This window comes from Agrobacterium sp. Ap1, assembly GCF_017313375.1.
GTDB lineage: Bacteria > Pseudomonadota > Alphaproteobacteria > Rhizobiales > Rhizobiaceae > Neorhizobium > Neorhizobium cellulosilyticum.
On sequence record NZ_JAFLMY010000005.1, the window covers coordinates 263,075 to 286,121 of the forward strand.

A 23,047-nucleotide genomic window follows, 5' to 3' on the forward strand; every position below is an offset into this window, starting at 1 on the left:
TACAAATACAAAGATGCCGGGACAAGCCCGGCATCTTTCATTCAATCGATATGAGAGCGATTACTTACTCTTCGGCACACGCGGAACGGTGCTGCTCTTGCGTGGCTTCGGCGCTTCTTCGGCGATTACGTCGCCGTCGTCATCCGCTTTGGCTTTGGCTGCTGCGCCCTTACCGCCATCCTTGCCCTTGGACGAGGATTTCTTGGCGGCCTTCGGCTTTACAACCTTGGCCTTTGCCTCTTCGGCAGCCTCTTCCACTTCGGCTTCCGGCTTGGGCTTTACCGGCACGGCTTCCGGAATGGAATCGAGCACCAGCTTGTCCTTGCCGTTGTCGTCCTTGCCGACCGTGACGCGGACTACACCACCCTTGCGCAGAGCCCCGAACAGGATCTCATTGGCAAGCGGCTTCTTGATGTATTCCTGGATCACGCGGGAAAGAGGGCGGGCGCCCATCTTCTCGTCGTAACCCTTGTCGGCCAGCCATGCGATCGCATCCTCATGCAGGTCAAACGTGACGTTGCGTTCGGACAGCTGGGTTTCCAGCTGCATGACGAACTTCTGCACGACCTGATGGATGACGGCCGTCGGCAGCGGCGCGAACGGTATCGTCGCGTCGAGACGGTTGCGGAATTCCGGCGTGAACAGGCGGTTCAATGCCTCTTCGTCTTCGCCGGTGCGCTTGGAAGAACCGAAGCCGAAGGCGGCCTTGGCCATTTCCGAAGCGCCCGCATTGGTCGTCATGATCAGGATGACGTTGCGGAAATCGATCTTCTTGCCGTTGTGGTCGGTCAGCGAACCGTGGTCCATGACCTGCAGCAGGATGTTGTAGATATCCGGATGCGCCTTCTCGATTTCGTCGAGCAGCAGCACACTGTGCGGATGCTGATCGACCTGATCGGTCAGAAGACCGCCCTGATCGAATCCGACATAGCCGGGAGGTGCGCCAAGCAGTCTGGAGACCGTATGGCGTTCCATATATTCCGACATGTCGAACCGCAGCAACTCGACGCCGAGCGAAGCTGCAAGCTGTTTGGCCACTTCCGTCTTACCAACGCCTGTCGGGCCGGAGAAGACGTAGGAACCAATCGGCTTGTTCGGCTCGCGCAGGCCGGCACGCGCCAGCTTGATCGCGGTCGAAAGTGCTTCGATCGCGGCATCCTGACCGTAGACGACGGACCGCAGTTCCTTTTCCAGGTTGGCGAGAACAGCCTCGTCATCCTTGGAAACGGTTTTAGGCGGTATCCGCGCCATCGTCGCGATGGTGGCCTCGATCTCCTTCTCGGTGATCAGCTTGCGGCGCTTGGAGGCCGGCAGCAGCATCTGCGCCGCACCGGTCTCGTCGATCACGTCGATCGCCTTGTCCGGCAGCTTGCGGTCGGAAATGTAGCGGGCCGACAGTTCGACGGCCGACTTGATCGCCTCGTTGGTGTAGCGAAGCTTGTGGTAGTCCTCGAAATAGGGCTTCAGGCCCTTCATGATCTCGATCGCATCCGGGATGGACGGCTCATTGACGTCGATTTTCTGGAAGCGGCGGACCAGAGCCCGATCCTTTTCGAAGAACTGGCGATATTCCTTGTAGGTGGTCGAACCGATGCAGCGGATCTGCCCGGAGGACAGAGCTGGCTTCAACAGGTTGGACGCATCCATCGCGCCGCCCGACGTTGCACCCGCACCGATAACGGTGTGGATTTCGTCGATGAACAGGACCGCACCCGGAAAATCTTCCAGTTCCTTGACGACCTGCTTCAGGCGCTCTTCGAAGTCACCGCGATAACGGGTGCCGGCGAGCAGCGTACCCATGTCGAGCGAGAAGATCGTCGCATCGGCGAGCGCTTCAGGCACCTTGCCTTCGACGATGCGCTTGGCGAGACCTTCGGCGATCGCGGTCTTGCCCACGCCCGGATCACCCACATAGAGCGGGTTGTTCTTGGAGCGACGGCACAGGACCTGGATCGTCCGGTTGACTTCCGAATGGCGACCGATCAGCGGATCGATGCGCCCATCCTTGGCCTTGTCGTTCAGATTGACGCAGTATGCCTTAAGCGCATCCTGAGGTTTCTTGGCTGCACCCTCTTCCGGTTCGCCGCCTCCACGCGATGGCTTTGCCTCGGAATCAGGCTCTTCGGAACCGCGCGGCGTACGGGACTGGGAGGAACCCGGGCGCTTGCCGATACCGTGAGAGATATAATTGACCGCATCGTAACGGGTCATTTCCTGCTCCTGCAGGAAGAATGCGGCATGACTTTCGCGCTCGGCGAAAATCGCAACGAGCACATTGGCACCAGTTACTTCTTCACGACCGGAAGACTGGACATGGATGACGGCCCGCTGGATGACACGCTGGAAGCCGGAGGTAGGCTTCGAGTCTTCGTCATAGCCGGTCACGAGGTTGGCAAGTTCGTTATCGACATAATCGGAAACGGTCTTGCGCAGGTTTTCAAGGTTGACGTTACAAGCGCCCATGACCGCCGCCGCGTCCGCGTCATCAATCAACGCGAGAAGCAGATGTTCGAGCGTGGCATATTCATGATGCCGCTCGTTGGCGAAGGTCAGTGCCTGATGCAGCGCCTTTTCAAGACTAGGCGAAAATGTGGGCACGTCGGGTTCCTCACTTCTTTTCCATGACACATTGGAGCGGATGCTGATGCTGTCTGGCAAAATCCATTACCTGGCTCACCTTCGTTTCCGCTACTTCGTAGGTATAAATTCCGCATTCACCCACTCCATGGTTATGAACGTGGAGCATGATAAGCGTGGCAGCCTCCCTGTCCTTCTGAAAGAACCGCTCCAGTATGTGGATGACGAAATCCATCGGGGTGTAGTCGTCATTCAAGAGGAGTACGCGATACAGGTTCGGACGTTTCGTCTTGGGCTTGGTACGCGTGATGACCGAGGTTCCGCGGTTAGCGTTATCCCCGTCACCATCTTTTTCTTTTTCCATCGAGATCGGCAGTGCGATCATCATTCATCATCCCCAGGTGCCGACAACCATTTGAACATTGCGGTCTGCCGGACTCCAGTCTTACTAACTTAGTCCATTGGACACAGATTTTAAGCCCCCTTTGCGGCGGCGCAATCACTATTCCGCCAGAGAGCCGTTCAACCTGCAAAAATTAACACCCATCAGCCCATCGGATGCAAACGCCAAGCGACCGCACCTGACGATTGTCAGCGACGAAGACATTAAATCGCGGTGTGGGGTTAATCTCACAGGGACGACCGGATAAGGTCGCTCCCTATTAATGGGATTGCATTCGCCGCGTTACAAGAGGCGAACGAGCGATAACGGCGCGACCGAAGGCGGAATCAAAAAGCGGGCCCAAGCGGCCCGCCGGAATGTGTTGGCACCAATGCTCAGTCGAGATCGACGTCGAGGATGGCCATCGAGAAATTGTAGGAGCGCTCGTCGTCCTCGTCATCAACATAGACGACACCGAGAAACTCTTCACCCAGATAGACCTCTGCCGAATCGTCCTTGCGCGGCCGTGCCTTGACAACGATCTGCGGATTCAAAAGGCGCTTGAAGTAAGCGTCGATTTTCTTGATTTCGTCGGGCTTCACGACAATCTCCGTTTTCTATTCCCGTTGCCGCGCTTGTTGCATGCGACCGCGGCAAAAGTAAAGCCGACAAGCCTTGGGCCTGCCGGCTTCGACGATTATCCACCGGCGTTTCTATAGCCGGCAGCACTCAGTCTTCCGACATCAACAGCTGATCCATGACGCGCGCCGGCTCCGAACAGCCCGCCTCCCCGACCACTTTCGCCGGCACCCCGGCAACGGTCGACTTAGACGGAACGGGTTTCAGCACCACCGAACCGGCCGCGACACGTGAGCACGATCCGATCTCAATGTTGCCGAGGATCTTCGCACCGGCGCCGATCAGCACGCCATTGCCGATCTTCGGATGGCGATCGGCACCTTCCTTACCTGTTCCCCCAAGCGTCACACCATGCAGGATCGAGACATTGTCACCGATGACTGCAGTCTCGCCGACGACGAGGCCCGTGGCATGATCGAGGAAAATGCCCTTGCCGATCCGCGCCGCCGGGTTGATGTCCGTCTGGAAGACGCTGGACGAACGGCTCTGCAGATAGAGCGCGAAATCACGGCGCCCACGTGCATAAAGCCAATGGGCCAGGCGATGCGTCTGGATCGCATGGAACCCCTTGAAATAGAGCACAGGCTCCAGGAAGCGCAGGCATGCCGGATCGCGATCGTAAAATGCCTGGATATCGACGCGCAGGATGGAACCCCATTCCGGCCAGGCATCCAGCATTTCCATGAAAGTCTGGCGAAGCAGAACCGCCTGCAGATCCGGATGATCGAGACGCTCGCAGATCCGGTGAACGACACATTCTTCCAGGGAACGATGGTTCAGCACGGTGGAATAGAGAAACGCGGCAAGAAGCGGATCATGCTCGATGGCAAGCCGCGCTTCCTGCTGCAACGTATCCCATATCGGATCGACCGTCGCGACGGGTTCTTTGATGCGAATGTCCACTCTTGAGGGCATGACCCACTCCATAGTCGCCTGCAGGCTTTGGAAGACCATTATATAGAACAGGATTACCGGAACGCCAACGCAGGTAAAATCGCATTCCGTTGATCATTACGATCAGAGAACCTGTTACCGACCTGACAGTGCCGCATAAAATTCGAGAACCGCCTTCTTGAACACCCTGTCTCCGACCGCAAGCATGTGATCGCGGTTCGGGATATCGAGCGCCCGCGCATCCGACATGAGGTCGGCCAATTCCTGGGCAGATCCGGCGATATCATCCTTGGTTCCGACACCGATCAGCGTCGGGGCCTCGATCCGCCCCATATCGGAACGCGCCACCAGATCGCGCGAGCCACGGATACAGGCCGCAAGAGCCAGCTTGTCGCTCTTCGTCTGGTCCGCAAAAGCACGAAACATCTTACCACGCTCGTGCGTGATCGCATCGACATCCGGCGCAAGCAAAGCGTCCGCAATCGGGTCCCAGTCACCCACGCCATCGGTCATGCCGATTCCGAGACCACCTAGAACCAGCGAACGGACCCGTTCCGGATGAGCGAGCGCCGCAAAGACGGAAATCCTCGCTCCCATCGAATATCCGAACAGATGAGCGTCCGGAATGCGCAAATGGTCGAGCAGCGCCACGGCATCATCGGCCATGACCCATGGGCGATAGGCTTCCGCGTCGAGCGGCTTGTCGCTTCCGCCGTGGCCGCGATTGTCGATGGCAATAACTCTGTAGCCGGCATCGCCAAGCGTCTTGAGCCAGCCGGGATGCACCCAGTTGACCAGCGCGCTCGAAGCAAAGCCATGAATGAGAAGCACCGGTTCGCCGGACGGTTCACCCTCGTCGAAATAACGAAGATTGATTCCGTCATGAATGAAGGACGAGAAGGCGGGCGCATTCAAATTCATCGGACTATCCCTTGTTTCGGGCGACCTATAGTGGATCAGGGATCGCCAATGAACCCGCTCGATAAAAAAATGCGGATGTTTCCCCCCTACACAATCGATGCGCGGGCAGATAATGTCCGGCGAAATCAAATGGCAGGGAGACGACCATGGCTGGCCACAGCATTCCTCACTTTCAAAACGATGGCGGATATCCGGTTATCCAGATCGGCGTGAAGGAATTCATGTGCACCGGTGCTTCCGTGCCCTTCGACCATCCGCACATCTTTATCGATCTCGGCGACGACAGCGAGAAGGTGTGCTCCTACTGCTCCACCCTCTATCGCTATAATCCGGGCCTGAAAGCCGATCAGACCGATCCTCCGGGTTGCGTCTTCCACGTCAAGGCAGCGTAAGTTTAAACTTTCAGGCAGCAAGCCGATGCATCTCGACAGGATTGCGATTGTGGGAGCCGGCATGGCCGGCCTGGCTGCAGCGCTTAGCTTTTCCCGCTTGGGCATGGCTTGTGACATTTTTGAAGAAGCCGGCGACCTCGTGGAAGTCGGCGCGGGCCTGCAGATGTCGCCGAACGCATCAGCAATCCTTGGCGAACTGGGCGTGCTGGCCGGCCTCGAAAAAATCTGGACCGAGCCGCGCGAAATCGCCCTTGTCTCCGGCACATCCCTCAAGAAGCTGGCATCCGTTCCGGCAGGTGATTTTGCCAGGGATCGCTGGAAAGCACCCTACGGCGTACTTCACCGTGCGACGCTGCAGGCAGCATTGCTTTCAGCGGCGGAGCGAGATCCGCTCTGCTCGATCCGGCTTGGCACACCCATAAGAGGCGGCTTGCCAAAAGCCGTTCGGGAACTCACCGGAAATTCCTACCCGCTCGTGATCGGTGCCGACGGAGTGTGGTCCAATGCACGCGCGTCGGTGGAGGATGCTCCCCAGCCCGATTTCTCCCGGAATATCGCGTGGCGCTTTACCATTCCGCTCGATGAAGCACCCGACTGGCTTGCGCGCGATTGCGTTACCGCGTTCATGGGGCCGTCGACACATCTCGTTGCATATCCTTTGAGAGAAATGAGCGAGTTCAACATCGTTGCCATCGCGTCAGGCATAAGCCCCGGTGCGACATGGGAAGCGCAGGCGAACGAAGGCCAGAAAGCGATGCTGGTCAGGCAGTTTGGTGGCTGGAATGCGGAAATCACCGCGCTGTTGAGCCGCTTGCCCCGACCGACATTCTGGCCGCTTCACGAAGTGACGTCGGGTCGCTGGCACAATGGCCGCGACGTGGTGCTGATCGGAGATGCCGCACACGCGATGATGCCATTCTCTGCACAGGGCGCTGCCATGGCAATCGAGGACGGGTTCGTGCTCGCCAACGAAGTGAAGAAGTCAAGTTCCCTGCCCGCCGCCCTGGCCGGCTTTGAAGCACAGAGAACCAGCCGCGCGGCGAGGGTCAAGGCTCGCGGGTCGTTCAACCGCTTCGCCTATCATGCTCGCGGTCCATTCCGTATCGGTCGCGATATCGTCCTGTCGCTGCGTCCGCCGCAATCTCTCGCGGCGGACCTGGATTGGCTTTACGGATACCGCGTCAGCTGATCAGACGGCAGCCGCGGCGAGGAAGCCCTGCTCGAGATCCTTCTGGAGGTCGGCAACGTCTTCCAAGCCGATCTGCAGACGGATGACCGGGCCTTCCTGCGGCTGCTTGCTGATCGTGCGGTCGGACAGGTTGACCTGCAGCGCCAGGCTTTCGAACCCACCCCAAGAATAACCGAGACCGAAATAGCTCAATGCATCGAGAAACGCATGCGCTTTTGCCTTGGCATTTTCCGCGTCAGCCTTGAGCACGAAGGAGAAAATGCCACTGGAACCCTTGAAATCACGCTTCCAGATCTCGTGTCCTGGGAAACTCGGCAATGCCGGATGCAGCACACGCGCCACATCGTCGCGCCCTTCCAGCCACTGCGCGAGAGCAAGCGCGCTTTTCTGATGATGCTCCAGACGAACACCCATGGTCCGCAGACCACGCAAGATCATGTAGGAATCATCAGGCGCACCGCAGATACCCATGAGGATGCGGGTCTCTTCCAGCTGCGGCCACCACTTGGCATTGGCGGACACCGAGCCCATCACGATGTCGGAATGGCCCGAAGGGTATTTCGTCGTCGCATGGATTGACACGTCCACACCGAAATCGAGCGGTCGGAAATAAAGCGGCGTCGCCCAGGTATTGTCCATCGTCACGACGCAACCATGCTTGTGTGCGGCATCGGCAATCGCACGAATATCCTGCATCTCGAATGTGTTGGAACCCGGCGCCTCGGTGTGCACCAGCTTCGTATTTGGTTTGATCAGAGCCTCGATACCGGCACCGACTTCCGGGTCGTAATACTCGATTTCCACGCCAAGGCGCGTGAGCATCGTATTGCAGAGATTTCGGCAGGGCGTGTAAACCGAATCGACGATCAAAGCATGGTCGCCCGCCGACAGGTAGGCCAGAAACGGCACCGAGATAGCTGCCAGCCCTGACGGGACCAGAATCGTGCCTGCTGAACCTTCCAATTCGTCAAAAGCAGCACACAATGCGTCTGTGGTCGGTGTTGCACGGGTACCGTAAGAGTAAGGCTGGCCTCGGCTCTCCATCGTCGCAGAATCAGGAAACAGCACGGTCGAGGCATGAACGACCGGGGGATTGACGAAGCCGTGGTAGGAGCGCGGATCATTTCCGATATGCGCAAGTCGCGTATTAGCGCCGGCAGCGCCGAGCATGGAAGATTTTCTGGTCATCTGGTGGGAAAACTCTCTAGGCGGGAAAGCTTTCTTGTCGCGCTGCGAAGCCTGGAGGTCAAGCCCGGTCGATACGTCGTAAAGTTGAGCATAGATCAGATGCAAAACATAAAGGCACTGAATTCAGCACATACTGCATAAGTCATCGGCAATTGCTCAATCACTGAGCAAAAAACTAAATTTTACCTTATTTCAAACGCAATTCCTGCTGGTGAGACTTGACCCCCACAGCATTTGCGAATGAGATAGGCTGGCTCGCCGCTGGAGGGTTGGCGAGCAACCGGCCGTATTCGAACAACGATCAAGGGGAGCGGCCCGGTGACGTCAGAAAATAAAACACAAACAAAGGTTGGGAAAATGAAAAAGACAATTCTGTCAGCCGCGATTGGCGCTGCAGCCCTGGGCTTGGCCTCGGCAGCATCGGCAGCCACGCTTGATGACGTTAAGGCAAAGGGTGTCGTCACCTGCGGCGTCAGCGCTGGCATTCCAGGTTTCTCGAATCCAGACGACAAGGGCGAGTGGACCGGTATCGACGTCGATTACTGCCGCGGTATCGCTGCCGCCGTTTTCGGCGACCCGACGAAGGCTAAGTTCGTTGCCCTGTCGAGCAAGGACCGTTTCCCGGCGCTGCAGTCCGGCGAAGTCGACGTCCTTACGCGCAACACCACCTGGACGATCAGCCGCGACACATCGCTCGGCTTCAACTTCCGTACCGTCAACTACTACGACGGCCAGGGCTTCATCGTGAAAAAGAGTCTCAACGTGAAGTCGGCACTTGAGCTTTCCGGCGCTGCTGTCTGCGTCCAGACCGGCACGACCACCGAGCTCAACCTCGCCGACTACTTCAAGTCCAACAACCTTCAGTACAATCCGGTCGTCTTCGAAAAGGAAGCCGACGCTACGACTGCTTACGACTCCGGTCGTTGCGACGTCTACACGACCGACCAGTCCGGCCTCTATGCAATCCGCCTGAAGATGAAGAACCCGGACGAGAACATGGTTCTGCCGGAAGTCATCTCCAAGGAGCCGCTTGGCCCGGCCGTTCGCCAGGGTGACGACAAGTGGTTCGACATCGTGTCGTGGGTTCACTACGCCATGGTCAACGCCGAAGAACTCGGCATCACATCGAAGAATGTCGATGAGCTGAAGACCAGCGGCGGACCGGACGTGAAGCGCATGCTCGGCAGCGAAGAAGGCTCCAAGATCGGTACCGATCTCGGCCTTACGAACGATTGGGCTTACAACATTGTCAAGCTGGTCGGCAATTATGGAGAAGTCTTCGACCGCACCGTCGGCCCGAACACTCCGCTCAAGATCGAGCGTGGCCTGAACGCTCTGTGGACCAAGGGCGGTCTGCAATACGCCCCGCCGATCCGTTAATCGGACCGACATGGACATGGGCATGGAGGTGGAGAAATCCGCCTCCATGCATCTAAAATTCCCGCAAGGGCAAAAAGTCTCCAAAAAGGAGATAAATAAACTAAGGGGATTCGTTTATGGCCGGCATGGCCCTCAATTCCGAAACGTCTGACACCAAAAAGCAAGCCTCGTCCCTGATAAACGACCCGAAAGTGCGCGGGATATTCTATCAGGTCCTGACATTGGCGCTTCTCGTCCTCTTCGTGTGGACCGTCACCCAAAACACGATCCACAATCTACAGAAGGCAAACATTGCCTCCGGTTTCGGATTTCTTCAGGGCCGCGCCGGTTTCGACATCGGCCAGTCGCTGATCGCCTATACAAGTGACTCCACCTATGGCCGCGCGCTGCTCGTCGGCATTCTGAACACCTTGCAGGTAGCCGTTCTTGGCATCATTACGGCTTCTATCATCGGCTTTATCGTCGGCATCGCCCGCCTTTCGCAGAACTGGCTCATTGCCAAGCTCGCGCAGGTCTATGTGGAGTTTTTCCGCAACATCCCGCCGCTGCTCGTTATCCTGTTCTGGTACAAGGGCGTCATCGCCGTACTTCCGCAAGCGCGCGAATCTCTGAATCTGCCCTTCCAGAGCTATCTCAACAATCGCGGCCTGTTTGTGCCAAAACCGATATTCGGAGATGGTGCCTGGGCAATCGCCGTAGCGTTTCTGATCGGTATCATCGCTACGGTGTTCGTAGCGCGTTGGGCAAAGAAGCGACAAATGCTCACCGGAAAGCCGTTTCATACCGTTTGGACGGGTTTGGCGCTAATCATCGGCTTGCCGATCCTGACTTTCCTGGCACTCGGCGCACCGATCACCTTCGACTTCCCCGTTGCAGGTCGCTTCAACCTGACAGGTGGTTCGGTTCTGGGACCGGAATTCATCTCGCTCTACCTGGCGCTCTCCTTCTACACGGCTTCCTTCATTGCCGAGATCGTCCGCTCGGGCATCAAGGCTGTGCCGAAGGGCCAGACCGAAGCTGCAAACGCGCTTGGGCTACGCTCGAATGCTATTACGCGACTGATCGTCCTCCCGCAGGCGCTCAGGATCATCATCCCACCACTGACAAGCCAATATCTGAACCTCACCAAGAACTCGTCTTTGGCGGTCGCGTGCGGGTTTGCAGACATTTATGCAATCGGCGGAACGATGTTGAACCAGACCGGCCAGGCAGTTGAGATCGTTGCTCTTTTCCTTGTCGTCTATCTGTCCATCTCGATCACCACGGCGATATTCATGAACTGGTTCAATGCCAAAATGGCCTTGGTGGAGAGATAATCATGGCCACGACCTCTTCAACTTTCGTGCGCCAGGACATGCTGGCGCAGCAACCGGCGCCGCTCGGTGTCAGCGGCCCGTCACACTGGTTCAGAACCAAGTTGTTCGCAACGCCGAAGGATACGGTTCTGACCATCCTGGCGCTTGCGCTGCTAGTCTATGTCATCCCAGGCATGATCAATTGGCTGTTTATCGATGCCGTCTGGACCGGTTCGGACCGCACGGCCTGTGCGACCGTCATCCAGGGCGGCATTCTTCCAGACGGTCAATCCGGCGCATGCTGGGCTTTTGTCGAAGCAAAATTCCAGCAGTTCATGTTCGGCCGGTACCCGGCTGATGAACGCTGGCGGCCGATCCTCGTCGCGGTCCTTTTTGTGATCCTGCTCATTCCGATGCTCATTCCGAAGGCCCCCCATAAGGGATGGAATGCGCTGGCGCTCTTCATCATCCTGCCGTTCATCTCGTTCTTCCTGCTGATTGGCGGCTTCGGCCTTCCGCATGTCGAGACCCAGCTCTGGGGCGGATTGATGGTAACGCTGATCCTCTCTTTCTTCGGGATCACCGTATCTCTGCCGCTTGGCATTATTCTGGCGCTCGGACGGCGTTCGCAAATGCCTGTAATCAAGACGCTCTGCGTCGTCTTTATCGAGATAATCCGCGGCATTCCACTCGTCACGGTTCTATTTATGGCAAGCGTCATGCTGCCGCTTTTCCTGCCGGATGGATGGACGTTCGACAAACTGCTTCGCGCCCTCATCGGCGTTTCGATCTTCGCCTCCGCCTATATGGCGGAAGTCATTCGAGGCGGCTTGCAGGCGATTCCGAAGGGACAGTTTGAAGGGGCGGACTCGCTGGGATTGACCTATTGGCAAAAGACGCGGCTGATCATTCTGCCGCAGGCAATCAAATTGGTCATCCCAAGCATCGTCAACACTTTCATCGGCCTGTTCAAGGATACGTCACTCGTCTCGATTATCGGCATGTTCGACCTTCTGGGGATCGTTACGCTCAACCAGTCGGATGCCAACTGGTCGACGCCGGTCACGCCGGTCACCGGTTACATTTTTGCCGGTTTCATATTCTGGCTTTTCTGCTTCGGCATGTCGCGATACTCCGCCTTTATGGAGCGACACCTCGACACCAGCCACAGGCACTAGCCGCAACAAGAGTTAAAGGGGAAAACAATGGCTGAAGCCCTAACGAAAAAACTGACCGTTTCCTCGACCGAGGTTGCAGTCGAAATCATCGGCATGAACAAGTGGTATGGTGATTTCCACGTGCTGCGCGACATCAATCTGAAGGTGATGAAGGGCGAGCGCATCGTCATTGCCGGGCCTTCGGGCTCCGGCAAGTCGACGATGATCCGTTGCATCAACCGGCTGGAAGAACATCAGTCGGGCAATATCCTCGTGGACAATATCGAGCTTACCAACGATCTGAAGAAGATCGACGAGGTGCGCCGCGAGGTCGGCATGGTGTTCCAGCACTTCAACCTCTTCCCGCACCTGACCATCCTGGAAAACTGCACGCTGGCTCCGATCTGGGTTCGCAAGATGCCGAAGAAGGAAGCCGAAGAGATCGCGATGCACTATCTGAAGCGCGTCAAGATCCCGGAACAGGCCAACAAATATCCGGGCCAGCTCTCCGGCGGCCAGCAGCAGCGCGTGGCGATCGCCCGCTCGCTCTGCATGAAGCCGAAGATCATGCTGTTCGACGAGCCGACCTCGGCGCTCGACCCGGAAATGGTCAAGGAAGTGCTCGACACCATGGTCTCGCTTGCCGAAGAAGGCATGACCATGCTGTGCGTGACCCATGAGATGGGTTTTGCCCGCCAGGTCGCAAACCGCGTCATCTTCATGGATCAGGGCCAGATCGTCGAGCAGAACTCGCCGGCCGAGTTCTTCGATAATCCGCAGCACGAGCGCACAAAACTCTTCCTCAGCCAGATCCTGCACTGAGGACAGCTAAATATCGAGATGAAAAAGGGCGCCTGAAGCGCCCTTTTTCATCTCACCATTTGTAGGAATAACTCGCGTTAACGCTCGATACCGTCGTTGCATCGGTGAAGTTTCGGTTCACGCTGCCGCTCAGCGTTATGTTCTCGCCGAGAGGTTGCTCGATCCCGAAACTGGCAGCAACTGCCGAAAAATTCGCCGAACCATTGGCAACGGCTACGAAGGCGGTTCCGCTCTCACGCTGCCTCAACTTGATCGATTGGCTCGCGTCCAGTCCTGCCCAGTCTTTTTGCACACCATCATAGCGAACCACATAGCTGGATTGACGCTCAAGATTGAAGGTTGGCGTAGCAATCTGCTTTTCATAATAGTTCATGCTGATCGCAGCGCTGCCTGCATTGCCATCCATATTGATCCCGATATCACGGCTCATCTGGTAAGCGGGGCGCTTCCTATCCTCGGTTTTTATCCTGCTCCAGAACTTGAGAGGTGTATTCACCACCTCACCAGTCTTCGACGAATCCACACCGACATTGAATCCGGCCTCTGTTTCGAGCCGCACGGGCAGCCGAAGTCCCAGCTTCACGGCGTAACTTGTGTCCGAGTTCTTGATCGGCTGCCATATCAATGGACGTTCATCCGCCCAACTTGAACTAGAGATGGAGGCGGCAAGCAAAACCGCACCCGCCAGGGCGAGAATATTTCTGTTCATATGTATCCCCACTCGAAGGCTCAAAGACAATGCAAAGGTCCGGGCCACCCCGCGCGGCCCGCGAAAAACCATTTCAGTGTATTGAAGGCGCCAAACACGAAGCTCCTGCTCCCGGCACCAAAATTACCTTCCCCTGCGTGACGCAACGGAACCGATACTGGATAATAGCTTAGAATGCGCCGCAGCGAAATTCCAAAAGTCCTTTCGCATATGCGAACAAGCGCGGGTAAAATTTCACCCTAACGGGAACAAGATCGGATTTGGACCGTTGCCATCTGCCGATTTGAGGGAGACACCTATGAAGCTGACATTTGTGTCAACGCTACTGGTTGCATTGGCTCCAGCGCTGAGCAATAGCGCCTCCGCTGCGTCGATAACCTATGGAAGCCTGGAGATTGTCAAAGGATCGGACGTCGAAAATCGCTTCTTGAGCGCACGCGACGAATGCACGCTTGAAGCTTCAAAGCCGCCGCGCGGACACCCCTTTTTCGACAACTTCCTCAATCAGGCTGCGCTGAGAGCCTGCCTCTACCGCAAAGGTTTTTCGAGCAGAGGGGATTATGTCTATCCGGTCCCACTCTACGGCAATCCCGTGCGTAGCCGATAAGCAGGGTGGTGGCTGGCAGCAAGCGCGACAGACTGGGCTGGGCTGGGCACGAGTTCTGTACCCGTGTTCTGGTACAACAAGCTGCCTGCATGTGAGATATAGACAAATAAGAGAGTATAGAGCTTCAGGTCAAAGCGGAATCTGCGTCATTGTTTTCACTAGCGAAATCGCCACGAGCTTCAAACGAAGATGGAGCAGGCCCCAACAACAGCACGGAACCGGGTCTCACAATCTCACATCGTTCCGGAATCGAGCCTTGCAAGATGTTTCCGACATCCGAATCCGACGTGAGCATGAGGAGATCGTACCGAATTGGGGATATGCAATGAGCAGCAGTACAACTTTCGCAGTCAAAATTAACGGCGGTTCGGAGCAATCCTTCACCTGTCGCAGCGGTTACTACATGGAGGCAGCGGTCGCGGCCATCGCTATGTTGGAATTCGAGCGGGCTGAAGAGGGGGCCGAGTTTGTGGAAATCTGGGTTCCTGCCATCGATGCCGAACAGCGATATCGCTATCAGGTCGGCGAGAATGAGTATGGCCAGCTTGTGGTGAAAAATGTCCACCTGGTATCCGAAGATCAGTATCGCGCCCTGATGAAGCATGACACATCCAGTCGCTTCACGCGACTGGATGGCGATCCGAGGCGCTAGCCGCGCAGGATAAACCACCGGATATCAGATCGTTGGGGATGCGTCATCTCGCCGCCAACCAGCGGGAACACTTTTGAACCCAGGTCGCGACAGCGGCTCTGGCTCTTCGTTTTTGGTTACTTTGATTCCGTATCGTCTGACCCAATTCCGCCTCGATGTGAAGCTCAAAAGAGAGTGGCGACCCCTGCAGGACTCGAACCTGCGACCTGCTGCTTAGAAGGCAGCTGCTCTATCCAGTTGAGCTAAGGGGCCTTATAGGCGGCAGCTTTGTGCCGCAATAATCAGTGTGTCCAGGGCTGCAGGCGATTGAACCGGAAATTGTCCGTGTAGGACACCGCCTGCCGGTTTGCGTCTTTCGGGTGAATGACCCGGTATTCTATGCCCTCGCGCTGCGCATAGGCTTCAGCCAGTTCCTGCGTCTCGAAAGTCAGACGGAGCTGCTGCTTCATGTCGCCGGATGACGTATAACCAAGGATCGGGTCGATGCTGCGTGGCGTTTCAGGATCGAATTCCAGAACCCACAGACGGGTCTTGGCCTTGCCAGACTGCATTGCAGTTTTTGCAGGACGATAGATCTTCGCAGCCATGAGTTCACCAACCCCATAAATTCGTCCGCGATCCAGGCATCCTATCTGCCTGAGAACGCCGTCAACCGATTCAACGATATCGCGGCATTGCGGTACCAACGCTTTTGCCGTGTCCCCGGTTCATTGTCAACGACCTCCATGGCCATTGAAACAGTGGAGGCTAGGGCCACAAGCCCCGACTTCTATCTTACAATCGTCAGCGTCTCGGCGGCCCGGGTGATCGCCGTATAAAGCCAGCGCTCGCGCGTATCGCGAAACGCAAAGCTCTCGTCGAACAACACGACATTGTTCCATTGCGAACCCTGCGCCTTGTGGCACGTCAGCGCATAACCGTAATCGAACTCGTCGTAACGCTTGCGCATCGACCACGGAATTTCTTCCTCGCTCTCGAAGGCAGCCTTGAGAAGCTTGATCTTCGCGGCACCGCGATCCATGTCGTCGTCTTCCGGGCGGATCATCAGGTTGATGCCCGGCTTCACCGTTTCTCGTGAGGCGCTCATCACCTGCCAGAGCGAACCGTTGAGCAGGCCCTTGACCTGGTCGTTCCTCAGGCATACCAGCTTGTCGCCGGATTGCGGATAATCGGCCGTAAAGCCCTTCAGCTCGCGCAGGCGCTGGTTATAGCGCTTGCGGGTGCGGTTGGTGCCGACAAGAACCTGGTCGGCACCGAGCACAAGATCCTGAGTCACCTCGTCGCGTGAAATGACCTGCGCCTTTCCGTAATCCCCATACATGATCTCCTTGCCCTCGCGCACCTGCATGGCGAGCTGGATGATAGGGTTGTCCTGCGCCTGGCGATGGATTTCGGTCAGGAGATAGTCCGGTTCCTGCTCGGTGAAGAAACCGCCGCCTGAAACGGGCGGCAGCTGACCGGGATCGCCGAGAACCAGGATCGGTGTGCCAAAGCTCATCAAATCTTTGCCAAGCGCCTCGTCGACCATCGAGCATTCGTCGATGACGATGAGGGCTGCCTTGGCGACGGGGCTCTGGCGATTGATGGCGAACATCGGCGCGATCGAGGTCTTGCCTGTCTCTTCGTCTTCGACCGCCTCCTCGCCGCGTGGGCGGTAGATCAGCGAGTGGATAGTCTTGGCATTGCGGGCGCCTCTGGAGCGCAGCACCTGCGCCGCCTTGCCGGTAAAGGCGGCGAAAAGAACCTCGCCATCCACATGTTCGGCGAAATGTTTGGCAAGCGTCGTCTTGCCGGTGCCGGCATAACCGAACAGCCGGAAAACCTGACTGCGCCCATCCTTCAGCCAGCGCGAAACGGCCTTGAGGGCCTCATCCTGTTGCGGTGCAAATTGCATGCCGGGACTTGGCAGGATTCTCGGAGAAAGCGCAACAGAAAAGAACGAAAGATGAATCAAAGCCGAGGATAACGGCGCCTGCTGCGCTTATCGGCCGCCTGTCTGTCGAAAATGAAAAAAATCGGCTCGTCGGGAATAAATTCGCGCATGCCGGTGTCATGACATCGGTGGCCGGGAGAGAGCCACCTCAAATCAGGAGACGCCCGATGAAAAAGCTCATCCTCGCTACTACCGCATTCGCCGCGCTCGCGACAGCAGCCCTCGCCGCCAGCCCGTTTACGACGGTCAAGACCGACAAGGGAAACGTGCTTGCCGGCGAAAAAGGCATGACGGTCTACACTTTCAAGAACGACAAGGCCGGCACGTCGAACTGCTACGACAAATGCGCCCAGAACTGGCCGCCGGTCATGGCCGCTTCCGATGCCAAGCCTGATGGTGCATACTCGCTCGTCACCCGCAAGGACGGGGCAAAACAATGGGCCAAGGACGGCATGCCGCTCTATTACTGGGTGAAGGACACCAAGCAGGGCGACACGACCGGTGATGGCGTGAACGGTGTCTGGGATGTCGCCAAGCCCTGATCTTCCCAACTCGGAAAGGGTGACCGGAGGCGAGACCGAAGACCTCGCACCGGTTGCCTTTGAAGCAAGAATCCTCGCTCTCCTGCCGCAGCTCAGGCGCTATTCACGCAGCCTGACGCGATCGGACACGGAAAGCGAGGATTTGCTGCAGGACTGTGTCGAAAAGGCCCTCGTCAGCCGCAGCCAGTGGCGCGGCACAAATTTCAAGGCATGGGCCTACCGGATCATGACTAATCTTCATCTCAACGCGCACCGATTTCGCACACGTCACCCATCGGCGACAATCGATGGCAGCGAGATCGACGATCTCGCCATGACGTCCGCAGATCCGCTCGAAAGCCGGCGGCTGATGCAGTCTCTGGCAAGCCTTCCGGCAGAATTTCGCGTCGTCCTAACATTGGTCGTCGTCGAGGGATATGCCTATCAGGAGGTGGCCGAGATGCTGGACATCCCCATAGGGACGGTCATGTCGCGGCTATCGCGCGCACGCCATGCCCTCAGGGAAAAGATGCGCGAAGCCAACATCATTCCACTGCGGAGACCCCGATGACAGAGCGCCCTCACGTCTCCGAGGAACAGTTGCACGCCTATGTCGATGGTCTTCTCGACGAGGCGGATCGCCGGCGTGTGGAAGAATTTCTCGGTGAAAATCCGGAGGCGGCACAGATGATCGCCGACTGGCAGTCGCAAAACGACGGCCTCCGCTCAGCCTTCGCCGGTTACCGAAAATCGTCAGCCGCAGACCTTCAACTGGTTACCATGACCGGCAACCGGACGAGGAGCCTGCGTGCGAGCCGCCTGTCACTCGTCGCAGCCTCGATTGCGATCTTCGCGCTTGGCGCACTCGGCGGCCATTACGCCCCTGCCCTGTTTGAGAAATCCGAACTCGCGCAGGCCTATGCCGATGCGCTTCCGCAGGAGGCCCACAACGCCTTCCTCGTCTATGCAAGCGAAGTCCGCCACCCGGTCGAGGTTTTTGCCGATCAGGAAGCACATCTTGCCACATGGCTCGGCAAGCGGCTGTCGATCCCCGATCTCAAGGTGCCCAACCTGCAATCACTCGGTTTTCGCCTTGTCGGAGGACGATTGCTGCCGGTCGTCGGCACGGCGGGCGCCATGTTCATGTATGAGGATGCAGGTGGTCAACGGCTGACCGTGATCGTCGGGCGCAATCCGCAAAACCAGTCTACAAGCTTCCGCTTTGCCTCTGCCGGCGATATCGAGACGTTCTACTGGATCGACGGCGATCTCGGTTATGCGGTCACCGGTGAAATCTCGCGAACCACGCTGCAGAAAGTCGCGGAGGAATGTTATCGCCAGTTTCCATCCTGAGCGACGCTTGGCATCCGCAGAGAAAGTCTTAGGTTAGCCTTTTAAAGGCCGAACCGGGGTTTTCATCATGCACGCTATTGCCGCCGCAACTCTCCCATCCGGAACACTTTTGCCCTCGCTGGGACTCGGGACATGGAAGATGGGCGAGAATGCCGGGACCGCCAGTCAGGAGGTCGAGAGCCTGAAACGCGGCCTAGATCTCGGCATGACGCTGATCGATACGGCTGAAATGTATGGCGAAGGCGGAGCCGAACTCATTACCGGAAAGGCAATCGAGGGACGGCGTGACGAGGTATTAATCGTCAGCAAGGTCTATCCCTTCAATGCCAGCCGCCAGGGCGTCATAGACGCCTGTGAGAGAAGCCTTCAAAGGTTGAAAACCGATCGGCTGGACCTCTATCTTCTTCATTGGCGTGGCGAGCACGAGCTTGAGGAAACCGTGGCCGGTTTTGAGGAGCTGCGCAGAGCGGGCAAGATCCGCGAATGGGGTGTCTCGAATTTCGATGTCGAGGACATGGAAGACCTGATGGAGGTGGAAGACGGAGAAAACTGCGCCGCCAATCAGGTCCTCTACAATCTCTCCCGCCGGGGTATCGAACACGACCTCCTGCCCTGGTGTCAGGAACGCGGCATTCCGATCATGGCCTATTCGCCCATCGAACAGGGCCGGATATTGCGCAACACTGAATTGATCCGCATCGCCAAGGCCTATCAGGCAACACCAGCCCAACTGGCGCTGGCCTTTGTCATGCGAGCGCGAAACACGATCGCCATCCCGAAATCCAGCGATCCTCACCGCGTTGAGGAAAATGCTGGCGCCGCAGGGCTGGAGATCAGCAGGGAGGATTGGGCGGCACTCGACACAGTCTTCCCGCCGCCGTTCAGGAAACAGCCGCTGGAAATGCTGTGAGCTAAAGGTGCGCCCGCCCGGCGACGATCGCATCGATCGCCTTAAACACATTCGACGCCTGCCGGGTCTCCGGATCGCGATAGATCGGATAATCGATGAAGGCAGCAGCGGTAAGCTGGTCGATACTGCGCGTTATCCCTCGGCGCTTAGAGACGGTTGCTCGGGCAAGCTCGTTCATGTGGTCCTCGGTCAGGCCCCAACTGCTATAGAAGGGCGCGGCGTAACAGCGTACCGGCACACCGCGCAAAAGCGCGTCGAAACCGAACTGGCTGGCAACCGTCCAGACCTCGTCGACCACCTTCAGGATCGACGCAGCCGAGACAGGTTCGGCCGACAGCGTGACCCCCGCCCTGCCTGCCGCCATCTCGGTAAGATAGCCCTTCCTGTAGCCGGCAATAACGTCCGGATGAGTACGAACGATACACTGGGCACCACTCGCCAGCGCATCGTCGAGCATGGCGACGAAGGAGGCCGATGAGCCGAGCGAAAGCGGAACGGAGACGTCTCCCTTCACCTGGTCGATCAGAAGAATTCTGCGTTTGCCGCTTGGCTCGAACTTCGGTTCCTGATGCGGAAGATGGTTGTATTTGGAAAGGCCATGCCGAACGATCGCCTCGCGCACGTCCCTCGCCTCCTGCCCGCCATCGTCTGACATTGCAGCGATAAGTCGCTCCAGGCGCGACGCCTTCGACGCATCCGTTGACAAGGCCAGATCGTCCGCGACGATGGAAAATGGCAAAACGCCGGATTTTCCGAGTTGAACGGAACGGAGAAATCCGTCCTCGAGCCGCCAATGCGGCAGATTGCGCGCCGCTGCTATCGTCTCCGTCATCTTCGCGACGATGCGGCCACCCCAGGCGATGGTTCCGCCAATGCCAGGAGCAAGGCAGGTCCGGACCTCAGGCAATCCGAGATAATCCTTCACCCACGGCATGTTTTTGCGAAGCCACCGCATGGCTCCGAGCGACGTTCCGACCGGGGGGAGCCAGGGCTTTCCCCCGATCCTGCCGGGATCATCATATTTCAAGGCAACGACCGTCCACGTTTGAGGCGAATTGTTATCGCCTACTCCGGACGGTCGGCTTTGTCCAATCGCGTTACATGCCCTGTGGGCCGCGATTCATCGCCGCGATGCCCGTGCGGCAGACTTCAATCAGTCCGAGCGGCTTCACGACCGCCACGAACTGGTCGATCTTCGAGGATTTTCCGGTGATCTCGAAAATGAAGTGACCGACGGTCGCATCCACCACCTTAGCCTGGAAGGCATCGGCAAGGCGCAAAACTTCGGCCCGGCTTTCACCGGTTCCGGCCACCTTGATCAGCGCCACTTCGCGCTCGATCGGGCGTTCCTGACCAAGCTGGCCCGCACGCACCGTCAGGTCGACGACCCGATGCACCGGAACGATCCGCTCAAGCTGCGCCTTGATCTGCTCAAGAACGGTCGGCGTACCGTTGGTCACGATCGTAATTCGCGATAGGTGGGATTCGTGTTCAGTCTCCGAGACGGTGAGACTTTCGATATTGTAGCCACGGCCGGAGAAAAGGCCGATGACGCGGGCAAGCACGCCCGGTTCGTTGGTGACAAGAACCGATAGCGTATGGCTCTCGACCTTGGCTGTCTCCGGGCTGATGAAATAGGCAGAACCGGTCGGCTGCTGATGTGCGTTCATGATCTGGGTCCGTTCCTTAAAATCTTGTCAGGAATGCCAACTCGTATCAAACGAGCTGGCGGCCCTTTGCATCGATGGCCGTCGCAACAGCTTCGTCCGAAGCCTCATCCGGCAACAGCATCTCGTTATGTGCCTTGCCAGATGGGATCATCGGGAAGCAGTTGGCGAGATTGGCAACCCGGCAATCAAAGATAACCGGCGCCTTTACCGCGATCATCTCGGCAATCTTGCCATCCAGTTCCTTGGGATCGTCGCAATACATGCCGACAGCGCCATAGGCTTCCGCCAGCTTGACGAAATCGGGCATGGCTTCGGTGTAGGAATTCGACAGGCGGTTGCCGTGCAGGAGTTGCTGCCACTGGCGCACCATGCCCATATACTGGTTGTTCAGAATGAAGATCTTCACCGGCAAGTTATGCTGGATAGCGCAGGACATTTCCTGGATGCACATCTGGATAGACGCATCACCGGCAATATCGATAACAAGCGCATCCGGATGTGCAACCTGAACGCCGAGCGCTGCCGGCAGGCCGTATCCCATCGTACCGAGACCGCCTGATGTCATCCAGTGATTTGGCTCCTCGAAGCCGAAGAACTGGGCTGCCCACATCTGATGCTGGCCGACTTCGGTGGTGATGAAGGTCTCCCGGCCCTTTGTCGCTTCAGCAAGACGCTCCAGCGCATATTGCGGCATGATGACGTCGTTGGAGTTCTTGTAGGAGAACGACTTGCGTGCGCGCCAGGTCTCGATTGAAGAGCGCCATTCGGCGGCCTGGGCCTTTTCCGGCTTCTTCGGCAGCGCCCGCCACAGGCGGACCATGTCTTCCAGAACATGACCGACATCGCCGATGATCGGAATATCGACCCGAACGTTCTTGTTGATCGACGAAGGATCAATATCGATATGGACCTTGCGCGAATTCGGCGAAAACGCGTTCAGGCGGCCGGTGATACGGTCGTCGAAACGAGCGCCGATACAGACCATGACGTCACAGTCATGCATCGCCATGTTGGCTTCGTAGGAACCGTGCATGCCGAGCATGCCGAGCCAGTTCTTGCCCGAAGCCGGATAGGCGCCCAGGCCCATCAGCGTCGAGGTGATCGGAAAATCGGTCAATTCAACCAGTTCGCGCAGCAGCTTGGAGGCTTCCGGGCCGGCATTGATGACGCCGCCGCCGGTATAGAGGATCGGACGACGAGCTGTTGCCATCAGTTCGACGGCAGCCTGGATCGCCTTCAGATCACCATTGACCTTCGGCTTGTAGCTCTTGCTTGCCGACGCTTCCGAAGGCGGAACATAGGTGCCGGTGGCGAACTGTACGTCCTTTGGGATATCGACAACGACCGGGCCGGGGCGGCCAGTCTGTGCAATACGGAACGCCTCATGGATAATGCCTGCCAGTTCGTTGACATCCTTCACCAGCCAGTTGTGCTTGGTACAGGGGCGCGTGATGCCGACGGTATCGGCTTCCTGAAACGCATCCGAACCGATCAGCGTGGTCGGAACCTGGCCGGTCAGGCAGACCAGCGGGATCGAATCCATCAGCGCGTCCTGCAGCGGCGTGACCGCATTTGTTGCGCCCGGACCGGAGGTGACCAGCATGACGCCAACCTTGCCGGTAGAGCGAGCGTAACCTTCGGCCGCATGGCCGGCGCCCTGTTCATGACGGACGAGAATATGCTGGATGTCATCCTGCTGGAAAATCTCGTCATAGATCGGAAGCACGGCGCCGCCTGGGTAACCGAAGAGATGTTCGACGCCGTTGTCCTTCAAAGCGCGAAGCACGATTTCGGCGCCTGTCATCCGGTTGCCGTTATCCGCCGTGTCCGTCATGTCCTGTCCTCCTGATGTCTGG

At 57.7% G+C, this 23,047-nt stretch carries 24 protein-coding genes and 1 tRNA gene; 12 read left to right on the forward strand and 13 right to left on the reverse strand.

Annotated elements, in window-relative coordinates:
* Nucleotides 1–60: 60 nt before the first annotated feature.
* The 5 genes from clpA to JZX87_RS12790 all read right to left on the reverse strand — a co-directional run bounded on the left by clpA (nucleotide 61) and on the right by JZX87_RS12790 (nucleotide 5,413).
* Nucleotides 61–2,598 (reverse strand): ATP-dependent Clp protease ATP-binding subunit ClpA, encoded by a 2,538-nt coding sequence (gene clpA, locus JZX87_RS12770; protein ID WP_206825934.1) that lies wholly within the window; start codon nucleotides 2,596–2,598, stop codon nucleotides 61–63.
* 10 nt (nucleotides 2,599–2,608) lie between these two features.
* The gene (gene clpS, locus JZX87_RS12775; protein ID WP_112503791.1) at nucleotides 2,609–2,962 is read right to left on the reverse strand and encodes an ATP-dependent Clp protease adapter ClpS; all 354 of its coding nucleotides are present in this window, start codon (nucleotides 2,960–2,962) and stop codon (nucleotides 2,609–2,611) included.
* 392 nt (nucleotides 2,963–3,354) lie between these two features.
* On the reverse strand, nucleotides 3,355–3,561 hold the full coding sequence (locus JZX87_RS12780; RefSeq protein WP_112457769.1) for a DUF3126 family protein: 207 nt from the start codon (nucleotides 3,559–3,561) through the stop codon (nucleotides 3,355–3,357).
* Nucleotides 3,562–3,688: 127 nt separating this feature from the next.
* The gene (cysE, locus tag JZX87_RS12785) at nucleotides 3,689–4,513 is read right to left on the reverse strand and encodes a serine O-acetyltransferase (protein ID WP_206825936.1); all 825 of its coding nucleotides are present in this window, start codon (nucleotides 4,511–4,513) and stop codon (nucleotides 3,689–3,691) included.
* Between the two features lie 114 nt (nucleotides 4,514–4,627).
* Nucleotides 4,628–5,413, reverse strand: coding sequence for an alpha/beta fold hydrolase (locus tag JZX87_RS12790; RefSeq protein WP_206825937.1), 786 nt, complete (start codon nucleotides 5,411–5,413; stop codon nucleotides 4,628–4,630).
* A gap of 146 nt (nucleotides 5,414–5,559) precedes the next feature.
* On the opposite strand from JZX87_RS12790, the gene JZX87_RS12795 reads away from it, so the two are divergent.
* Together JZX87_RS12795 and JZX87_RS12800 are read left to right on the forward strand one after the other, a co-directional pair.
* Nucleotides 5,560–5,805, forward strand: a complete 246-nt coding sequence (locus JZX87_RS12795) for a zinc-finger domain-containing protein (protein ID WP_183821518.1) — start codon at nucleotides 5,560–5,562, stop codon at nucleotides 5,803–5,805.
* A gap of 25 nt (nucleotides 5,806–5,830) precedes the next feature.
* Nucleotides 5,831–6,994: an FAD-dependent monooxygenase gene (locus JZX87_RS12800; protein ID WP_206825939.1), complete on the forward strand. Its 1,164-nt coding sequence runs from the start codon at nucleotides 5,831–5,833 to the stop codon at nucleotides 6,992–6,994.
* On the opposite strand, the gene JZX87_RS12805 is transcribed toward JZX87_RS12800, so the two are convergent.
* Nucleotides 6,995–8,182 (reverse strand): cystathionine beta-lyase, encoded by a 1,188-nt coding sequence (locus tag JZX87_RS12805; RefSeq protein WP_206825940.1) that lies wholly within the window; start codon nucleotides 8,180–8,182, stop codon nucleotides 6,995–6,997.
* Between the two features lie 357 nt (nucleotides 8,183–8,539).
* On the opposite strand from JZX87_RS12805, the gene JZX87_RS12810 reads away from it, so the two are divergent.
* From JZX87_RS12810 to JZX87_RS12825, 4 genes are all read left to right on the forward strand, one after another.
* Nucleotides 8,540–9,562: an amino acid ABC transporter substrate-binding protein gene (locus JZX87_RS12810; RefSeq protein ID WP_148148041.1), complete on the forward strand. Its 1,023-nt coding sequence runs from the start codon at nucleotides 8,540–8,542 to the stop codon at nucleotides 9,560–9,562.
* A gap of 116 nt (nucleotides 9,563–9,678) precedes the next feature.
* Nucleotides 9,679–10,878 (forward strand): amino acid ABC transporter permease, encoded by a 1,200-nt coding sequence (locus tag JZX87_RS12815; protein WP_206825942.1) that lies wholly within the window; start codon nucleotides 9,679–9,681, stop codon nucleotides 10,876–10,878.
* Between the two features lie 38 nt (nucleotides 10,879–10,916).
* Complete coding sequence (locus JZX87_RS12820) at nucleotides 10,917–12,035, forward strand: amino acid ABC transporter permease (protein ID WP_394353629.1); 1,119 nt, start codon at nucleotides 10,917–10,919, stop codon at nucleotides 12,033–12,035.
* Between the two features lie 27 nt (nucleotides 12,036–12,062).
* Nucleotides 12,063–12,836, forward strand: coding sequence for an amino acid ABC transporter ATP-binding protein (locus tag JZX87_RS12825; RefSeq protein WP_183686040.1), 774 nt, complete (start codon nucleotides 12,063–12,065; stop codon nucleotides 12,834–12,836).
* Between the two features lie 52 nt (nucleotides 12,837–12,888).
* Here the strand turns inward: JZX87_RS12825 and JZX87_RS12830 are convergent, their stop codons facing one another.
* The gene (locus tag JZX87_RS12830) at nucleotides 12,889–13,545 is read right to left on the reverse strand and encodes a hypothetical protein (RefSeq protein WP_148147664.1); all 657 of its coding nucleotides are present in this window, start codon (nucleotides 13,543–13,545) and stop codon (nucleotides 12,889–12,891) included.
* Between the two features lie 298 nt (nucleotides 13,546–13,843).
* Between JZX87_RS12830 and JZX87_RS12835 the strand changes: the two genes are divergently transcribed.
* Both JZX87_RS12835 and JZX87_RS12840 read left to right on the forward strand, forming a co-directional pair.
* Nucleotides 13,844–14,152, forward strand: coding sequence for a hypothetical protein (locus JZX87_RS12835; protein ID WP_206825943.1), 309 nt, complete (start codon nucleotides 13,844–13,846; stop codon nucleotides 14,150–14,152).
* Nucleotides 14,153–14,477: 325 nt separating this feature from the next.
* Nucleotides 14,478–14,804, forward strand: a complete 327-nt coding sequence (locus JZX87_RS12840; RefSeq protein ID WP_206825944.1) for a hypothetical protein — start codon at nucleotides 14,478–14,480, stop codon at nucleotides 14,802–14,804.
* 175 nt (nucleotides 14,805–14,979) lie between these two features.
* Here JZX87_RS12840 and JZX87_RS12845 read toward each other — a convergent pair.
* The 3 genes from JZX87_RS12845 to JZX87_RS12855 form a co-directional block, all read right to left on the reverse strand.
* Nucleotides 14,980–15,056, reverse strand: a tRNA-Arg gene (locus tag JZX87_RS12845).
* A gap of 29 nt (nucleotides 15,057–15,085) precedes the next feature.
* Nucleotides 15,086–15,391 carry an ETC complex I subunit gene (locus tag JZX87_RS12850; protein ID WP_148147662.1) on the reverse strand — a complete coding sequence of 102 codons (306 nt, stop codon included), beginning with the start codon at nucleotides 15,389–15,391 and terminating at the stop codon, nucleotides 15,086–15,088.
* Between the two features lie 182 nt (nucleotides 15,392–15,573).
* Nucleotides 15,574–16,698, reverse strand: coding sequence for an ATP-dependent DNA helicase (locus tag JZX87_RS12855; RefSeq protein ID WP_148147661.1), 1,125 nt, complete (start codon nucleotides 16,696–16,698; stop codon nucleotides 15,574–15,576).
* A 206-nt stretch (nucleotides 16,699–16,904) separates the two neighbouring features.
* Between JZX87_RS12855 and JZX87_RS12860 the strand changes: the two genes are divergently transcribed.
* The 4 genes from JZX87_RS12860 to JZX87_RS12875 all read left to right on the forward strand — a co-directional run bounded on the left by JZX87_RS12860 (nucleotide 16,905) and on the right by JZX87_RS12875 (nucleotide 19,521).
* A complete protein-coding gene (locus JZX87_RS12860; RefSeq protein ID WP_183821513.1) occupies nucleotides 16,905–17,279 on the forward strand; it encodes a COG4315 family predicted lipoprotein in 375 nt (124 codons plus the stop codon).
* On the forward strand, nucleotides 17,263–17,829 hold the full coding sequence (locus tag JZX87_RS12865; RefSeq protein WP_206825946.1) for an RNA polymerase sigma factor: 567 nt from the start codon (nucleotides 17,263–17,265) through the stop codon (nucleotides 17,827–17,829). The genes JZX87_RS12860 and JZX87_RS12865 overlap by 17 nt, the downstream gene beginning before the upstream one ends.
* Nucleotides 17,826–18,611 carry an anti-sigma factor family protein gene (locus tag JZX87_RS12870; RefSeq protein ID WP_206825948.1) on the forward strand — a complete coding sequence of 262 codons (786 nt, stop codon included), beginning with the start codon at nucleotides 17,826–17,828 and terminating at the stop codon, nucleotides 18,609–18,611. The genes JZX87_RS12865 and JZX87_RS12870 overlap by 4 nt, the downstream gene beginning before the upstream one ends.
* 67 nt (nucleotides 18,612–18,678) lie before the next feature.
* Nucleotides 18,679–19,521: an aldo/keto reductase gene (locus tag JZX87_RS12875; protein WP_206825950.1), complete on the forward strand. Its 843-nt coding sequence runs from the start codon at nucleotides 18,679–18,681 to the stop codon at nucleotides 19,519–19,521.
* Between the two features lies 1 nt (nucleotide 19,522).
* Here JZX87_RS12875 and JZX87_RS12880 read toward each other — a convergent pair whose 3' ends face one another.
* The 3 genes from JZX87_RS12880 to JZX87_RS12890 form a co-directional block, all read right to left on the reverse strand.
* The gene (locus tag JZX87_RS12880; protein ID WP_206825952.1) at nucleotides 19,523–20,476 is read right to left on the reverse strand and encodes a capsular polysaccharide export protein, LipB/KpsS family; all 954 of its coding nucleotides are present in this window, start codon (nucleotides 20,474–20,476) and stop codon (nucleotides 19,523–19,525) included.
* Nucleotides 20,477–20,618: 142 nt separating this feature from the next.
* Nucleotides 20,619–21,191 carry an acetolactate synthase small subunit gene (gene ilvN / locus JZX87_RS12885; protein ID WP_112503697.1) on the reverse strand — a complete coding sequence of 191 codons (573 nt, stop codon included), beginning with the start codon at nucleotides 21,189–21,191 and terminating at the stop codon, nucleotides 20,619–20,621.
* Nucleotides 21,192–21,237: 46 nt separating this feature from the next.
* Complete coding sequence (locus tag JZX87_RS12890; protein WP_206825954.1) at nucleotides 21,238–23,025, reverse strand: acetolactate synthase 3 large subunit; 1,788 nt, start codon at nucleotides 23,023–23,025, stop codon at nucleotides 21,238–21,240.
* Nucleotides 23,026–23,047: the final 22 nt, after the last annotated feature.

What these genes read in the sequence shown, in the direction of transcription:
- clpS (WP_112503791.1), bottom strand. Translation starts at nt 2,962, where the DNA reads ATGATCGCACTGCCGATCTCGATGGAAAAAGAAAAAGATGGTGACGGG.
- cysE (WP_206825936.1), bottom strand. Translation starts at nt 4,513, where the DNA reads ATGCCCTCAAGAGTGGACATTCGCATCAAAGAACCCGTCGCGACGGTC.
- JZX87_RS12790 (WP_206825937.1), bottom strand. Translation starts at nt 5,413, where the DNA reads ATGAATTTGAATGCGCCCGCCTTCTCGTCCTTCATTCATGACGGAATC.
- JZX87_RS12795 (WP_183821518.1), top strand. Translation starts at nt 5,560, where the DNA reads ATGGCTGGCCACAGCATTCCTCACTTTCAAAACGATGGCGGATATCCG.
- JZX87_RS12800 (WP_206825939.1), top strand. Translation starts at nt 5,831, where the DNA reads ATGCATCTCGACAGGATTGCGATTGTGGGAGCCGGCATGGCCGGCCTG.
- JZX87_RS12805 (WP_206825940.1), bottom strand. Translation starts at nt 8,182, where the DNA reads ATGACCAGAAAATCTTCCATGCTCGGCGCTGCCGGCGCTAATACGCGA.
- JZX87_RS12810 (WP_148148041.1), top strand. Translation starts at nt 8,540, where the DNA reads ATGAAAAAGACAATTCTGTCAGCCGCGATTGGCGCTGCAGCCCTGGGC.
- JZX87_RS12815 (WP_206825942.1), top strand. Translation starts at nt 9,679, where the DNA reads ATGGCCGGCATGGCCCTCAATTCCGAAACGTCTGACACCAAAAAGCAA.
- JZX87_RS12820 (WP_394353629.1), top strand. Translation starts at nt 10,917, where the DNA reads ATGCTGGCGCAGCAACCGGCGCCGCTCGGTGTCAGCGGCCCGTCACAC.
- JZX87_RS12825 (WP_183686040.1), top strand. Translation starts at nt 12,063, where the DNA reads ATGGCTGAAGCCCTAACGAAAAAACTGACCGTTTCCTCGACCGAGGTT.
- JZX87_RS12830 (WP_148147664.1), bottom strand. Translation starts at nt 13,545, where the DNA reads ATGAACAGAAATATTCTCGCCCTGGCGGGTGCGGTTTTGCTTGCCGCC.
- JZX87_RS12835 (WP_206825943.1), top strand. Translation starts at nt 13,844, where the DNA reads ATGAAGCTGACATTTGTGTCAACGCTACTGGTTGCATTGGCTCCAGCG.
- JZX87_RS12840 (WP_206825944.1), top strand. Translation starts at nt 14,478, where the DNA reads ATGAGCAGCAGTACAACTTTCGCAGTCAAAATTAACGGCGGTTCGGAG.
- JZX87_RS12850 (WP_148147662.1), bottom strand. Translation starts at nt 15,391, where the DNA reads ATGGCTGCGAAGATCTATCGTCCTGCAAAAACTGCAATGCAGTCTGGC.
- JZX87_RS12855 (WP_148147661.1), bottom strand. Translation starts at nt 16,698, where the DNA reads ATGCAATTTGCACCGCAACAGGATGAGGCCCTCAAGGCCGTTTCGCGC.
- JZX87_RS12860 (WP_183821513.1), top strand. Translation starts at nt 16,905, where the DNA reads ATGAAAAAGCTCATCCTCGCTACTACCGCATTCGCCGCGCTCGCGACA.
- JZX87_RS12865 (WP_206825946.1), top strand. Translation starts at nt 17,263, where the DNA reads ATGTCGCCAAGCCCTGATCTTCCCAACTCGGAAAGGGTGACCGGAGGC.
- JZX87_RS12870 (WP_206825948.1), top strand. Translation starts at nt 17,826, where the DNA reads ATGACAGAGCGCCCTCACGTCTCCGAGGAACAGTTGCACGCCTATGTC.
- JZX87_RS12875 (WP_206825950.1), top strand. Translation starts at nt 18,679, where the DNA reads ATGCACGCTATTGCCGCCGCAACTCTCCCATCCGGAACACTTTTGCCC.
- JZX87_RS12880 (WP_206825952.1), bottom strand. Translation starts at nt 20,476, where the DNA reads ATGCGGTGGCTTCGCAAAAACATGCCGTGGGTGAAGGATTATCTCGGA.
- ilvN (WP_112503697.1), bottom strand. Translation starts at nt 21,191, where the DNA reads ATGAACGCACATCAGCAGCCGACCGGTTCTGCCTATTTCATCAGCCCG.
- JZX87_RS12890 (WP_206825954.1), bottom strand. Translation starts at nt 23,025, where the DNA reads ATGACGGACACGGCGGATAACGGCAACCGGATGACAGGCGCCGAAATC.